Below are 15,540 nucleotides of genomic sequence, written 5' to 3'. Positions count from 1 at the left end.
ATTCAATAATACTTATCTTGTCCCATCAAAGGCTATATAGCTTATGGAATTGCTGGAAAACGATTACGAGCAGAAACTACTGATGGACCTCCCTCCTAATGCTAGGGATTTGGCTCAAGAATTATTGTCAACTCGTTCTTTAGGAGAGTTATTGTCATTAAGGGAAAGTGCTAACGCAGACAAAGATTTGCTGGCTTCAAAACATGTATCAGAACGTTATTGGTCAGATCTAATCAATGCGGCTATTCTAGCCAAAAGTACTTATTTTTTACCCAATCCAAAATTTTCTCAGGATGAAATCTACTTTTTAATTAGAGCTGCATCCAGCACAATCAACTATCCTATTAAACAGTCTGCTTTAAAAGACTTGATTAATTTTGCAAAAACAAAAGAAATGCCTGTTTTGGCAAAATGGTTAGAACAATTTTCAGACTTACTTCTTCAGAAAAATTAAGAAAATACTTTTTAGATAAGCTGCTAAAAACTTGCCATCAAAATTTGTTTGATACTGTTTTCAGATGCCAAACAACCATATCTCGCCGCTAGCCCAAACCAAAAGCGAGCTTGAATTAAGTTCTTAGGCATACCTTGCCCTTCTGCATAAAAAGAGCCCATTTTATGCTGTGCTGGACGGTGCCCCCTTAAAGCTGAAAACTGATATAGCTTGAATGCTTTTTGTACATCAACATCCGTACCTATGCCTTTTTCAAACATCCTGCCAAGATTGTATGCTGCGTAAGGATTCCCTTTCTGATAAGCCATATGATAATAGTTCATCGCTTTCATATAGTCTTGCTTGACAGGTTCGCCTTTTTCATACATTAAACCAAGGTTATTCTCCGATCGTGAATATTCCTGAAAAGCGCCATTTTCATAGAGGTTAAATGCTGAATCATGATTACCTTCTAACTCATACTCATTTGCTCTTTTAAAGAGTGCGAACAAGTAGTGATGGCTAGCTAAATCTTCAAGGGGGGTATTAGAAAGTTTTTTATTATGGCTAATAACTTCATCACGAATAAATTTAGGAACCAATTGATCCTCTAACCACTGCTTTAAATCTGCCAGGCTGGGTCTTTTTTCTGGCTGCTTCTGTGTCATCCAAATAATCAATTGACGCCAAAAATAAGGCAAGCTGTTTTCTTTTCGCATTGAATGGAAGGCGTGGGCATAAAGCTGCTGATAACGATCATGCTCTGCTTTAAGGCGATAAATATGTTTGCCTGTCATCGCAAAATACAAGGTGCAACCAAGTGCATAAATATCACTGGCTTCGCTTACTTTACCATTCATTCTCTCTGGAGCAGTGTAGCGTTGATCGCCAACTAAAAGTTCAGACTCATAACTACTTAACATTGGAATTGCATGATCCATTGCAAATAGATAGTAATGATCTTTGCCATCAAAGATAGATTCTGGACGAATATTGTTATGTACAAACCCAACACCATGGATTTTTTCTAGTGCGGAAATAATATTTTCAAGCAAACGTTTTGCTTGCTTTTCTGATACGTTTCCTGACTTTTTAACTCTGTCAAAAAGCGTTTTTTTGCCCACATAATCAAAGAATTGAAGATAATTGAAATGCACTTTTCGAATCTCATCAAAGCGGATAAAGTCTTCTTTGAATTGATTCAAATAGATAAGTAAATCTTTCTCTCGTTTGATTGCATAGTGATTACTAATATCATGTAAAACTCTGACCCATCTAGAGACAGGTTTATCTCCATCCATTTGCTTAACCTTATAGGAAGAAATCAAGCTGTTATCATGCAACAGCTTGGTTTTTGTAATATCTATTTGGTTTTCAAATGGGTTTTCTGACATGGTTTGCCTTTTAAACAATAAAAGCCTTCCCATCCCTGGGAACATTAGAAACAACTATTTCCTATTACGAATCACTATAGTCTACCTTATTATCATCAACTTGAATTTGAAGATTATTTGAATCATTCAGCCCCTCAAGCATGATATTAGCTACATTTGAACCAGCATCATCTTTAACCGCAACTTCAGTATTACCATCACTGGTTTGAGTAACGCTGACATGGTCTTTAAGGTACTGAGACAAACTGTCTTCAGTTACAGAATGATCATCGGCAATCACATCACTCAAATCCAATACGTCATTTTGTACATCAAAGTTTTGAATGGTGGTCGAGCCATCATTATCTACTTTAAAGTGATCCGCTTGATTAGTTCCAACAAACAAATCATCACCTGTATCTGCATACAGGAAGTTATCACCGGACGCATTCACTTCTGTTGTTGCCGTATCACCACCATTACTTTCCGTAGAAGTGACGGAAGCATGAACATTGTTCAACTCATCTGAAGTCAATTCTCTTGAAGAAGACAGCTTCACATCATCTGCAACTTTGCCATCATCCTGCAGTGCCACTTTATAAGTACCATCAGCATTTTCAGTAACGCCTGTACCTATTACACTGACAGAACCATCATTCGGTAAGCCAGAAACCTTAACATCGGAAAGTGTTTCTGAACCATCCGTATCCGTAAGGGCTGCCGAAGCATCCAAATCATACTGATAGTTGAATTGGTTACCAGAGTCACTTGGCGATGTACCAATAGTAACTGATGAATTGTTGAACTGGATGTTTTCAACATCATCTACCGTGACTTTAAATTGATCCAAAGACCATGATAATGAATTGCTGTACCCCATTTTCTCAATCGTATAAGTACCATCAGTGTTTGCTGTAACATCATAACGATAACCATTAGACAGCAATGTTGGGGCAACCTGTTGGGCGTCGTCAATAAATAATGTATCTGAACCAGAGCCACCGTTAATGACGCTGTCCGTACCATAGTTGTTCCAATCAGTTGGCATATTAATGGTGTCGTCCCCGCTACCCGCGAGCACAGTTTTATTATCACCTGAACCAACATTGATAATGTCATTACCGCTTGTACCAGTAATGGTTTCATTATTCGTCCAATAATTATGGGCGCTGTTGATGACTGTTTCAGGTGTTACCTGTGCAGAAACACCTGTAATTGTAAAGTCACCGGATGAATCTGACTTTATTTTGATGCTGTCAAATTCATGTGAGCTTGTCACACCGAATGAATAGGCTGTATTTGACGCACCTGTGGTTAAAGCATCCAACTCAAATTGGTCAACAATTTGACCGTTGCGATAAAGAATAACTTTCCCTTCATCGTGAGAGTCTTTGTAATCATCAATACCAATTGTCGCTGAATTCGTAGTTCCACCTAGGTTGTAAACCTCTGTTTCAGAGCAATAGTTAAAGTTATACATATGCGTATTTTCATACGTTTGAGTCACTGCAACTTGCTCAACACTGCCGATGGATAACGTTAATGTCGGTGCTGAAGCTGTGTCATCTACATTTACTTTAACGTCCACATTGACTGATGCAGTATCACCATCGGCATCCGCAACCGTTACCGAGAAGGCTTGGGTCACATCTTGGGTAAATTCATTTGAAGACGCTGTATAGGTATAGTTACCTGTAGAAAAGTCAAACGTCAATGTTCCCTTATCGTCAATTGCAACACCTGCATTTGGGAAATCGCTTGCAGTATAGCTAGTACCATTCACTTGAATACTTTGAATCGTGATGGTGCCATCCCCACCAGTGACATTATCAGCAACAGTACCGCTAGCAGATAATGTAATATTGTTCGCCAAGGTATCCGCTAACTGCGTCTCATCAGTAACAATCAGTGCCTCTTTTCCATCCTGAACCTGAACAATATCCAGATAAGTATCCGAAATGTTGCTGCCTACACCGACAACATTCAATTCATCAACATTTGAGTCAACGAACGATTTCCAATTTTGAATTGTGGTGTCGCTATCATCATTTACATAGTATTGGTTTTCATTCGGTTCACCGTCAGACAAGAAGTAAGCCACCGTCTTATCGGCTGAATGACCTGTAAACGAAATACCTCTGGTTGTATCTAATGCATCTTTGTAATCGGTATTGCTAGTCGAAACATTCAATTGTTGCGTTCCTGCATAAATACCTGATGATTTAAGATCGAGGGATTGAATATAGTTAACCGCATCTGAAGCCGACATCCAGCCAACATTCAATCCAGCCCCACCAAACAACGTCAGGTTCACTTCTGTAGTGCCCTGAGCTTGGTATGTCTGAATCGTATGCACCAATGCGTCTTGTGCTATTTCAAAACGGTTTTGATTTGAACCAGACACGTCATCTCTCATAGAACCAGATACATCTAGGGTAAATACAAGGTTTGTTGTCGATTGCTGAACACCGGATGATTCAAAGTCAATTGTTTGAGCTTCATCTGTTGTAACTGGCTTGCTGTCTACAGGAAGAACATTTACAGAAACTGTCGCTGTATCCGTACCACCATGTCCATCAGAAATGGTGTAATCGAACGTTGCAACGCCTACATAGCCACTTTCTGGCGTAAACGTAACTGTTCCATCATTGCCCAAGGTAACTTGACCATGAGCAGCATTACTTACCGAGGTGACAGATAAGCTATCTTGATCTGCATCGGTATCATTCGCCAATAGGCTACTGGTTGCAATTTCAACTTCATTGCCTGATTGAGTAGCATAAACCCCGCTCATGTCTGTCTCAGGCAATAAGGTTCCATTATCCAATGGACTATAGGATTGACCACCGTCCGAACTAATTTCAGGTTGGAATACATAATCACCACCCTGATCCCACCAAACAATATCAATACTATGGTAGCCGGAATCTGCAACCGTAAAGCTATCATGCGTTGTAGAGGTAGGCGATTGGTTGCCATCAACTTCAGCAACAGGTTTGCCGTCAATCAAAATTTGATAGCCATCATCAGCGTAAACTTTAAAGTTATAGTCACCCGCAGCCAAGTAAATAGAACCATATAAATGGATACCTCCATCTGAAGTATCGCCTGGATCATTACTTAAACTCGCTGCATCACTGCCTAAGAATTTCTGAAGATGTGTTCCTTGTGAAACATCGCCGGAACCTTGTTGATAGTCAATGTTTTGCGCCTTAAATGTCGCATCAGCAGTATTTGACTCTACTATAGATCTAAACTGCTCAGCACTGGATAGTTGTGTATCAACTCCATAGTATTCACCTTGCAACCCTAGGAACAAGTTATTACTCAACACATTTCCATCATCGTGTGCTTCTGGAGTAGCATCCACACTATAAGAGTGTGTTGCTGTACTTGTTACGGGGTTTCCAGCATCATCAGTGGAAGCAACACTGACAGTGAAGCTTTTATCGACATCCGCGGCTAGGTCTGAACCATTTACATTGACGCTCCAAGTACCATCACCCGAAACCGTTGTGGTGTACTCGTTACCATTAATAGTCATGGTAACCGCATCATCTGTAGAAACATCGCCTCCAGAAGCTGTACCTGTCACAGCAATGATATGACTACCTTCCTCAGTGTTAACAATATTATCATCCGTAATGCTATCAACAGAAACCGTACCCGCTTGAGCTTGAGTGTCTTTCTCAATTGTCGTTGAGTTAGTTCCTGTATTGCCGTGTTTATCACTAGCGGCAACGTTAACGGTTAAAGTTCCATCATTCAGTGAAGAAACATCAGCATTAACCGAGTAGTAACCATTTTGATAAACCGTAATCTGGTTTGCAGGAATCGTCAGCGTATTCGTACCATCGGAAATGGTTATCGAATTTACCTGACCGCCAACTTCGACATTTCCAGAAACAACAGCAGAACTCACTTCTGATGCAGATATCACATTATCACTATCCGATGTATTTCCATCTGTAGCAGTGACCGAAACTGTTGCTGTGAAATCCTTCATATAAACTTCTGTTGTAGCTGCACTAAATGTATTGCCAGCGACATCAGACCCTGAAACGGTCGCTTTCAATTCAGGAATAACGCCTGTTCCATTAGCTAAATCACTGCCTAAAACATCAATACTGAAGGTATATTCGCCATTTGAATTTGTATCAGAAGATACCGTACCCGTTCCAATTACATTTCCATCGAGAGTTAATGTAATGGTGTCACCAGGTTGAGCGTCTCCTTGAACATATCCTGTTACAGGCACTTTCACTCCAGGTTGTGATTCAGCTGAATTCAAATAGCCATCACCAGTGATAATGTCAACATCAACATTCGCATTGGCTTGAGTATCAAGGGTAAAGTTGACATTTGAGCTTGCCGAAGTATGACCTTCAGCATCAATTTGACGGACAGAAATGTTATTAACCCCTTCTTGAGGGTTATATTTTGCCGTCCAAGTTTGCCCACCATCAACACTATATTCAAGTGTTGCACCCGAGACCAAACCAGTCACTTTCAAAGTACCGTCATTTGTGATTCTATCAGTGGAACTCGTTCCCGTATCATGCTCTATATCGACATTAATGCCGTTTAATGTAAAGACTCCTGTTGAAACGTCATAAGTACCATCAGTAAATTTAACTTTCTCGATATTTCTTAATTCATCAACATCACCAACCCCATTTCCATCAGAATCAGTGCTTGCGCCTTCGGTAACAATTAAGCTACCAGTCGCGCTATTTGATAAAGCGTAATCGGCAAACTTACCATTAAATATAGCTGTATCAGTATTGTCGCCACCATCAACAACAAAATGATCGTTGGAGTCGTTACTACTAATCGTTATTTGGTCATTGCCTGACCCCATCATCACATAATCATCACTCGACTCGGTAACGGCAGCTGACCAATCTCCATGCCAATAATGCACAGCATCCGACTCTGGACTAGTGTTTCCGGCCGCATCAGTTTGTGTTGCTTTAAAGAACTCATTGTCGTTAATAGGCGTATTTGGCAAATTCGAAATATCCAATGTCCAATTACCATTGGCATCAACAATAATCGGAGATGTTGTTTCTACTGCCGTATAAGTCCACGAACCTGTGTCATTGCCGCCTGTTGTGCTACCTTCACGACTATAAACATTTATCGTCGCACCCGGTTCACCTGTACCATGCAAAATCACATTTGAGTAATTACCGTTAGTATCTGTGACATTTGTAATCAATGGCGCATCTGATGCCGTAGTATCAACTGTGTAGCTGTGAGTCGCTGTGCTCGTCACTGGGTTGCCTGCGGCATCCGTTGACGCAACACTCGCTGTGAAGCCTTTGTCGGCATCCGCGGCTAGGTCTGATCCGGCTACATCCACGCTCCAAGTGCCATTGCTTTGCACTGTCGCTGTGTACTCTTGGCCGTTGATCGTCATGGTCACTGTGTCATTTGCACTGATGTCGCCACCAGTTGCTGTTCCTGTCACGGCGATGGTTTGTCCACTCTCCGCGGCATTGATCACGTTGTCTGAAGTCACGTCGTTGATGGTGACTGTCCCTTTGTCCGCTGTGGTATCAACTGTGTAGCTGTGAGTCGCTGTGCTCGTCACTGGGTTGCCTGCGGCATCCGTTGACGCAACACTCGCTGTGAAGCCTTTGTCGGCATCCGCGGCTAGGTCTGATCCGGCTACATCCACGCTCCAAGTGCCATTGCTTTGCACTGTCGCTGTGTACTCTTGGCCGTTGATCGTCATGGTCACTGTGTCATTTGCACTGATGTCGCCACCAGTTGCTGTTCCTGTCACGGCGATGGTTTGTCCACTCTCCGCGGCATTGATCACGTTGTCTGAAGTCACGTCGTTGATGGTGACTGTCCCTTTGTCCGCTGTGGTATCAACTGTGTAGCTGTGAGTCGCTGTGCTCGTCACTGGGTTGCCTGCGGCATCCGTTGACGCAACACTCGCTGTGAAGCCTTTGTCGGCATCCGCGGCTAGGTCTGATCCGGCTACATCCACGCTCCAAGTGCCATTGCTTTGCACTGTCGCTGTGTACTCTTGGCCGTTGATCGTCATGGTCACTGTGTCATTTGCACTGATGTCGCCACCAGTTGCTGTTCCTGTCACGGCGATGGTTTGTCCACTCTCCGCGGCATTGATCACGTTGTCTGAAGTCACGTCGTTGATGGTGACTGTCCCTTTGTCCGCTGTGGTATCAACTGTGTAGCTGTGAGTCGCTGTGCTCGTCACTGGGTTGCCTGCGGCATCCGTTGACGCAACACTCGCTGTGAAGCCTTTGTCGGCATCCGCGGCTAGGTCTGATCCGGCTACATCCACGCTCCAAGTGCCATTGCTTTGCACTGTCGCTGTGTACTCTTGGCCGTTGATCGTCATGGTCACTGTGTCATTTGCACTGATGTCGCCACCAGTTGCTGTTCCTGTCACGGCGATGGTTTGTCCACTCTCCGCGGCATTGATCACGTTGTCTGAAGTCACGTCGTTGATGGTGACTGTCCCTTTGTCCGCTGTGGTATCAACTGTGTAGCTGTGAGTCGCTGTGCTCGTCACTGGGTTGCCTGCGGCATCCGTTGACGCAACACTCGCTGTGAAGCCTTTGTCGGCATCCGCGGCTAGGTCTGATCCGGCTACATCCACGCTCCAAGTGCCATTGCTTTGCACTGTCGCTGTGTACTCTTGGCCGTTGATCGTCATGGTCACTGTGTCATTTGCACTGATGTCGCCACCAGTTGCTGTTCCTGTCACGGCGATGGTTTGTCCACTCTCCGCGGCATTGATCACGTTGTCTGAAGTCACGTCGTTGATGGTGACTGTCCCTTTGTCCGCTGTGGTATCAACTGTGTAGCTGTGAGTCGCTGTGCTCGTCACTGGGTTGCCTGCGGCATCCGTTGACGCAACACTCGCTGTGAAGCCTTTGTCGGCATCCGCGGCTAGGTCTGATCCGGCTACATCCACGCTCCAAGTGCCATTGCTTTGCACTGTCGCTGTGTACTCTTGGCCGTTGATCGTCATGGTCACTGTGTCATTTGCACTGATGTCGCCACCAGTTGCTGTTCCTGTCACGGCGATGGTTTGTCCACTCTCCGCGGCATTGATCACGTTGTCTGAAGTCACGTCGTTGATGGTGACTGTCCCTTTGTCCGCTGTGGTATCAACTGTGTAGCTGTGAGTCGCTGTGCTCGTCACTGGGTTGCCTGCGGCATCCGTTGACGCAACACTCGCTGTGAAGCCTTTGTCGGCATCCGCGGCTAGGTCTGATCCGGCTACATCCACGCTCCAAGTGCCATTGCTTTGCACTGTCGCTGTGTACTCTTGGCCGTTGATCGTCATGGTCACTGTGTCATTTGCACTGATGTCGCCACCAGTTGCTGTTCCTGTCACGGCGATGGTTTGTCCACTCTCCGCGGCATTGATCACGTTGTCTGAAGTCACGTCGTTGATGGTGACTGTCCCTTTGTCCGCTGTGGTATCAACTGTGTAGCTGTGAGTCGCTGTGCTCGTCACTGGGTTGCCTGCGGCATCCGTTGACGCAACACTCGCTGTGAAGCCTTTGTCGGCATCCGCGGCTAGGTCTGATCCGGCTACATCCACGCTCCAAGTGCCATTGCTTTGCACTGTCGCTGTGTACTCTTGGCCGTTGATCGTCATGGTCACTGTGTCATTTGCACTGATGTCGCCACCAGTTGCTGTTCCTGTCACGGCGATGGTTTGTCCACTCTCCGCGGCATTGATCACGTTGTCTGAAGTCACGTCGTTGATGGTGACTGTCCCTTTGTCCGCTGTGGTATCAACTGTGTAGCTGTGAGTCGCTGTGCTCGTCACTGGGTTGCCTGCGGCATCCGTTGACGCAACACTCGCTGTGAAGCCTTTGTCGGCATCCGCGGCTAGGTCTGATCCGGCTACATCCACGCTCCAAGTGCCATTGCTTTGCACTGTCGCTGTGTACTCTTGGCCGTTGATCGTCATGGTCACTGTGTCATTTGCACTGATGTCGCCACCAGTTGCTGTTCCTGTCACGGCGATGGTTTGTCCACTCTCCGCGGCATTGATCACGTTGTCTGAAGTCACGTCGTTGATGGTGACTGTCCCTTTGTCCGCTGTGGTATCAACTGTGTAGCTGTGAGTCGCTGTGCTCGTCACTGGGTTGCCTGCGGCATCCGTTGACGCAACACTCGCTGTGAAGCCTTTGTCGGCATCCGCGGCTAGGTCTGATCCGGCTACATCCACGCTCCAAGTGCCATTGCTTTGCACTGTCGCTGTGTACTCTTGGCCGTTGATCGTCATGGTCACTGTGTCATTTGCACTGATGTCGCCACCAGTTGCTGTTCCTGTCACGGCGATGGTTTGTCCACTCTCCGCGGCATTGATCACGTTGTCTGAAGTCACGTCGTTGATGGTGACTGTCCCTTTGTCCGCTGTGGTATCAACTGTGTAGCTGTGAGTCGCTGTGCTCGTCACTGGGTTGCCTGCGGCATCCGTTGACGCAACACTCGCTGTGAAGCCTTTGTCGGCATCCGCGGCTAGGTCTGATCCGGCTACATCCACGCTCCAAGTGCCATTGCTTTGCACTGTCGCTGTGTACTCTTGGCCGTTGATCGTCATGGTCACTGTGTCATTTGCACTGATGTCGCCACCAGTTGCTGTTCCTGTCACGGCGATGGTTTGTCCACTCTCCGCGGCATTGATCACGTTGTCTGAAGTCACGTCGTTGATGGTGACTGTCCCTTTGTCCGCTGTGGTATCAACTGTGTAGCTGTGAGTCGCTGTGCTCGTCACTGGGTTGCCTGCGGCATCCGTTGACGCAACACTCGCTGTGAAGCCTTTGTCGGCATCCGCGGCTAGGTCTGATCCGGCTACATCCACGCTCCAAGTGCCATTGCTTTGCACTGTCGCTGTGTACTCTTGGCCGTTGATCGTCATGGTCACTGTGTCATTTGCACTGATGTCGCCACCAGTTGCTGTTCCTGTCACGGCGATGGTTTGTCCACTCTCCGCGGCATTGATCACGTTGTCTGAAGTCACGTCGTTGATGGTGACTGTCCCTTTGTCCGCTGTGGTATCAACTGTGTAGCTGTGAGTCGCTGTGCTCGTCACTGGGTTGCCTGCGGCATCCGTTGACGCAACACTCGCTGTGAAGCCTTTGTCGGCATCCGCGGCTAGGTCTGATCCGGCTACATCCACGCTCCAAGTGCCATTGCTTTGCACTGTCGCTGTGTACTCTTGGCCGTTGATCGTCATGGTCACTGTGTCATTTGCACTGATGTCGCCACCAGTTGCTGTTCCTGTCACGGCGATGGTTTGTCCACTCTCCGCGGCATTGATCACGTTGTCTGAAGTCACGTCGTTGATGGTGACTGTCCCTTTGTCCGCTGTGGTATCAACTGTGTAGCTGTGAGTCGCTGTGCTCGTCACTGGGTTGCCTGCGGCATCCGTTGACGCAACACTCGCTGTGAAGCCTTTGTCGGCATCCGCGGCTAGGTCTGATCCGGCTACATCCACGCTCCAAGTGCCATTGCTTTGCACTGTCGCTGTGTACTCTTGGCCGTTGATCGTCATGGTCACTGTGTCATTTGCACTGATGTCGCCACCAGTTGCTGTTCCTGTCACGGCGATGGTTTGTCCACTCTCCGCGGCATTGATCACGTTGTCTGAAGTCACGTCGTTGATGGTGACTGTCCCTTTGTCCGCTGTGGTATCAACTGTGTAGCTGTGAGTCGCTGTGCTCGTCACTGGGTTGCCTGCGGCATCCGTTGACGCAACACTCGCTGTGAAGCCTTTGTCGGCATCCGCGGCTAGGTCTGATCCGGCTACATCCACGCTCCAAGTGCCATTGCTTTGCACTGTCGCTGTGTACTCTTGGCCGTTGATCGTCATGGTCACTGTGTCATTTGCACTGATGTCGCCACCAGTTGCTGTTCCTGTCACGGCGATGGTTTGTCCACTCTCCGCGGCATTGATCACGTTGTCTGAAGTCACGTCGTTGATGGTGACTGTCCCTTTGTCCGCTGTGGTATCAACTGTGTAGCTGTGAGTCGCTGTGCTCGTCACTGGGTTGCCTGCGGCATCCGTTGACGCAACACTCGCTGTGAAGCCTTTGTCGGCATCCGCGGCTAGGTCTGATCCGGCTACATCCACGCTCCAAGTGCCATTGCTTTGCACTGTCGCTGTGTACTCTTGGCCGTTGATCGTCATGGTCACTGTGTCATTTGCACTGATGTCGCCACCAGTTGCTGTTCCTGTCACGGCGATGGTTTGTCCACTCTCCGCGGCATTGATCACGTTGTCTGAAGTCACGTCGTTGATGGTGACTGTCCCTTTGTCCGCTGTGGTATCAACTGTGTAGCTGTGAGTCGCTGTGCTCGTCACTGGGTTGCCTGCGGCATCCGTTGACGCAACACTCGCTGTGAAGCCTTTGTCGGCATCCGCGGCTAGGTCTGATCCGGCTACATCCACGCTCCAAGTGCCATTGCTTTGCACTGTCGCTGTGTACTCTTGGCCGTTGATCGTCATGGTCACTGTGTCATTTGCACTGATGTCGCCACCAGTTGCTGTTCCTGTCACGGCGATGGTTTGTCCACTCTCCGCGGCATTGATCACGTTGTCTGAAGTCACGTCGTTGATGGTGACTGTCCCTTTGTCCGCTGTGGTATCAACTGTGTAGCTGTGAGTCGCTGTGCTCGTCACTGGGTTGCCTGCGGCATCCGTTGACGCAACACTCGCTGTGAAGCCTTTGTCGGCATCCGCGGCTAGGTCTGATCCGGCTACATCCACGCTCCAAGTGCCATTGCTTTGCACTGTCGCTGTGTACTCTTGGCCGTTGATCGTCATGGTCACTGTGTCATTTGCACTGATGTCGCCACCAGTTGCTGTTCCTGTCACGGCGATGGTTTGTCCACTCTCCGCGGCATTGATCACGTTGTCTGAAGTCACGTCGTTGATGGTGACTGTCCCTTTGTCCGCTGTGGTATCAACTGTGTAGCTGTGAGTCGCTGTGCTCGTCACTGGGTTGCCTGCGGCATCCGTTGACGCAACACTCGCTGTGAAGCCTTTGTCGGCATCCGCGGCTAGGTCTGATCCGGCTACATCCACGCTCCAAGTGCCATTGCTTTGCACTGTCGCTGTGTACTCTTGGCCGTTGATCGTCATGGTCACTGTGTCATTTGCACTGATGTCCGCCACCAGTTGCTGTTCCTGTCACGGCGATGGTTTGTCCACTCTCCGCGGCATTGATCACGTTGTCTGAAGTCACGTCGTTGATGGTGACTGTCCCTTTGTCCGCTGTGGTATCAACTGTGTAGCTGTGAGTCGCTGTGCTCGTCACTGGGTTGCCTGCGGCATCCGTTGACGCAACACTCGCTGTGAAGCCTTTGTCGGCATCCGCGGCTAGGTCTGATCCGGCTACATCCACGCTCCAAGTGCCATTGCTTTGCACTGTCGCTGTGTACTCTTGGCCGTTGATCGTCATGGTCACTGTGTCATTTGCACTGATGTCGCCACCAGTTGCTGTTCCTGTCACGGCGATGGTTTGTCCACTCTCCGCGGCATTGATCACGTTGTCTGAAGTCACGTCGTTGATGGTGACTGTCCCTTTGTCCGCTGTGGTATCAACTGTGTAGCTGTGAGTCGCTGTGCTCGTCACTGGGTTGCCTGCGGCATCCGTTGACGCAACACTCGCTGTGAAGCCTTTGTCGGCATCCGCGGCTAGGTCTGATCCGGCTACATCCACGCTCCAAGTGCCATTGCTTTGCACTGTCGCTGTGTACTCTTGGCCGTTGATCGTCATGGTCACTGTGTCATTTGCACTGATGTCGCCACCAGTTGCTGTTCCTGTCACGGCGATGGTTTGTCCACTCTCCGCGGCATTGATCACGTTGTCTGAAGTCACGTCGTTGATGGTGACTGTCCCTTTGTCCGCTGTGGTATCAACTGTGTAGCTGTGAGTCGCTGTGCTCGTCACTGGGTTGCCTGCGGCATCCGTTGACGCAACACTCGCTGTGAAGCCTTTGTCGGCATCCGCGGCTAGGTCTGATCCGGCTACATCCACGCTCCAAGTGCCATTGCTTTGCACTGTCGCTGTGTACTCTTGGCCGTTGATCGTCATGGTCACTGTGTCATTTGCACTGATGTCGCCACCAGTTGCTGTTCCTGTCACGGCGATGGTTTGTCCACTCTCCGCGGCATTGATCACGTTGTCTGAAGTCACGTCGTTGATGGTGACTGTCCCTTTGTCCGCTGTGGTATCAACTGTGTAGCTGTGAGTCGCTGTGCTCGTCACTGGGTTGCCTGCGGCATCCGTTGACGCAACACTCGCTGTGAAGCCTTTGTCGGCATCCGCGGCTAGGTCTGATCCGGCTACATCCACGCTCCAAGTGCCATTGCTTTGCACTGTCGCTGTGTACTCTTGGCCGTTGATCGTCATGGTCACTGTGTCATTTGCACTGATGTCGCCACCAGTTGCTGTTCCTGTCACGGCGATGGTTTGTCCACTCTCCGCGGCATTGATCACGTTGTCTGAAGTCACGTCGTTGATGGTGACTGTCCCTTTGTCCGCTGTGGTATCAACTGTGTAGCTGTGAGTCGCTGTGCTCGTCACTGGGTTGCCTGCGGCATCCGTTGACGCAACACTCGCTGTGAAGCCTTTGTCGGCATCCGCGGCTAGGTCTGATCCGGCTACATCCACGCTCCAAGTGCCATTGCTTTGCACTGTCGCTGTGTACTCTTGGCCGTTGATCGTCATGGTCACTGTGTCATTTGCACTGATGTCGCCACCAGTTGCTGTTCCTGTCACGGCGATGGTTTGTCCACTCTCCGCGGCATTGATCACGTTGTCTGAAGTCACGTCGTTGATGGTGACTGTCCCTTTGTCCGCTGTGGTATCAACTGTGTAGCTGTGAGTCGCTGTGCTCGTCACTGGGTTGCCTGCGGCATCCGTTGACGCAACACTCGCTGTGAAGCCTTTGTCGGCATCCGCGGCTAGGTCTGATCCGGCTACATCCACGCTCCAAGTGCCATTGCTTTGCACTGTCGCTGTGTACTCTTGGCCGTTGATCGTCATGGTCACTGTGTCATTTGCACTGATGTCGCCACCAGTTGCTGTTCCTGTCACGGCGATGGTTTGTCCACTCTCCGCGGCATTGATCACGTTGTCTGAAGTCACGTCGTTGATGGTGACTGTCCCTTTGTCCGCTGTGGTATCAACTGTGTAGCTGTGAGTCGCTGTGCTCGTCACTGGGTTGCCTGCGGCATCCGTTGACGCAACACTCGCTGTGAAGCCTTTGTCGGCATCCGCGGCTAGGTCTGATCCGGCTTACATCCACGCTCCAAGTGCCATTGCTTTGCACTGTCGCTGTGTACTCTTGGCCGTTGATCGTCATGGTCACTGTGTCATTTGCACTGATGTCGCCACCAGTTGCTGTTCCTGTCACGGCGATGGTTTGTCCACTCTCCGCGGCATTGATCACGTTGTCTGAAGTCACGTCGTTGATGGTGACTGTCCCTTTGTCCGCTGTGGTATCAACTGTGTAGCTGTGAGTCGCTGTGCTCGTCACTGGGTTGCCTGCGGCATCCGTTGACGCAACACTCGCTGTGAAGCCTTTGTCGGCATCCGCGGCTAGGTCTGATCCGGCTACATCCACGCTCCAAGTGCCATTGCTTTTGCACTGTCGCTGTGTACTCTTGGCCGTTGATCGTCATGGTCACTGTGTCATTTGCACTGATGTCGCCACCAGTTGCTG

General features: G+C 48.6%; 5 protein-coding genes. 1 reads left to right on the top strand and 4 read right to left on the bottom strand.

Annotated features, from left to right (window positions below; all coding sequences use genetic code 11):
• Nucleotides 1–43 precede the first annotated feature (43 nt).
• Nucleotides 44–454, top strand: a complete 411-nt coding sequence (locus N745_RS0100025) for a hypothetical protein (RefSeq protein WP_024850090.1) — start codon at nt 44–46, stop codon at nt 452–454.
• Between the two features lie 23 nt (nt 455–477).
• Here N745_RS0100025 and N745_RS0100020 read toward each other — a convergent pair whose 3' ends face one another.
• The 4 genes from N745_RS0100020 to N745_RS12115 form a co-directional block, all read right to left on the bottom strand.
• Nucleotides 478–1,827 (bottom strand): Sel1-like repeat-containing protein kinase family protein, encoded by a 1,350-nt coding sequence (locus N745_RS0100020; protein ID WP_024850089.1) that lies wholly within the window; start codon nt 1,825–1,827, stop codon nt 478–480.
• A 64-nt stretch (nt 1,828–1,891) separates the two neighbouring features.
• The gene (locus N745_RS12590) at nt 1,892–12,985 is read right to left on the bottom strand and encodes an Ig-like domain-containing protein (RefSeq protein ID WP_024850088.1); all 11,094 of its coding nucleotides are present in this window, start codon (nt 12,983–12,985) and stop codon (nt 1,892–1,894) included.
• A complete protein-coding gene (locus N745_RS11465) occupies nt 12,963–15,035 on the bottom strand; it encodes a beta strand repeat-containing protein (protein WP_024850087.1) in 2,073 nt (690 codons plus the stop codon). The genes N745_RS12590 and N745_RS11465 overlap by 23 nt, the downstream gene beginning before the upstream one ends.
• On the bottom strand, nt 15,001–15,441 hold the full coding sequence (locus N745_RS12115) for an Ig-like domain-containing protein (protein WP_024850086.1): 441 nt from the start codon (nt 15,439–15,441) through the stop codon (nt 15,001–15,003). Before N745_RS12115 ends, N745_RS11465 begins: the two co-directional genes overlap by 35 nt.
• Nucleotides 15,442–15,540 lie beyond the last annotated feature (99 nt).

Origin of the sequence: Hydrogenovibrio kuenenii DSM 12350 (assembly GCF_000526715.1) — a bacterium.
Classification (GTDB): Bacteria; Pseudomonadota; Gammaproteobacteria; order Thiomicrospirales; family Thiomicrospiraceae; genus Hydrogenovibrio; species Hydrogenovibrio kuenenii.
The sequence above is the reverse complement of the archived record's forward strand: the minus strand, read 5'-3'. Positions and strand labels throughout refer to the sequence as shown.

Coding starts and splice junctions, on each gene's coding strand:
- N745_RS0100025 (WP_024850090.1), top strand. CDS start 44: ATGGAATTGCTGGAAAACGATTACGAGCAGAAACTACTGATGGACCTC.
- N745_RS0100020 (WP_024850089.1), bottom strand. CDS start 1,827: ATGTCAGAAAACCCATTTGAAAACCAAATAGATATTACAAAAACCAAG.